This window comes from Paenibacillus sp. A3, from assembly GCF_001399685.1.
Classification (GTDB): domain Bacteria; phylum Bacillota; class Bacilli; order Paenibacillales; family NBRC-103111; genus Paenibacillus_G.
The window spans coordinates 1-607 of sequence record NZ_JTHN01000406.1 but is presented as its reverse complement, the minus strand read 5'-3'; the positions used below and the strand labels follow the sequence as shown (position 1 = coordinate 607).

Genomic DNA, 607 nt, shown 5'->3' with positions numbered 1-607 from the left:
AGGATTTTATTAAAGTGGACGGCAAGCCGATCCGCCGGCAGTCCAAAGTGTATGTGATCTTTAACAAGCCGAAAGGCGTCATCACGAGCGCTCAAGATCCCGAAGGACGCAAAACGGTGACGGAGTTTTTCAAAAACATCAAGCAGCGCATTTACCCGATCGGCAGGCTCGATTACGATACGGAAGGCTTGCTGCTGCTCACCAATGACGGCGAATTCGCCCATTTGCTGACCCATCCGAAGCACCACGTGCCGCGCACCTATTTGGCCACGGTCAAAGGTGTGCCCCATGGCAGCCTGCTGGACAAGCTGAAGAACGGGATCGAGCTTGACGACGGCATGACCGCGCCCGCCGAGGTGGAATACCAGGACGTGCGTCCGGAAACCAACGAAGCCGTCGTGAAAATTACGATTTACGAAGGGCGCAACCGGCAGGTGCGGCGGATGTTCGACGCAATCCATCATCCGGTCATCAAGCTGAAACGGATTCAATTCGGGCCGCTTCAGTTATCTGGCATCCCCCGGGGCAAGTTTCGCCACCTGACCCCGCAGGAGGTCAACGAGCTTCGCCAGGAAGCGCTTAAAGCGGGAGAAGCCAAGTCACGCAA

Annotated in this window: 1 protein-coding gene; it reads left to right on the top strand. The window is 56.5% G+C overall.

Features of this window, described 5'->3' with window-relative positions:
* Positions 1-607 (top strand): pseudouridine synthase (locus tag QJ48_RS34985; protein WP_054977829.1); only part of this gene is annotated, 607 nt, incomplete at both ends.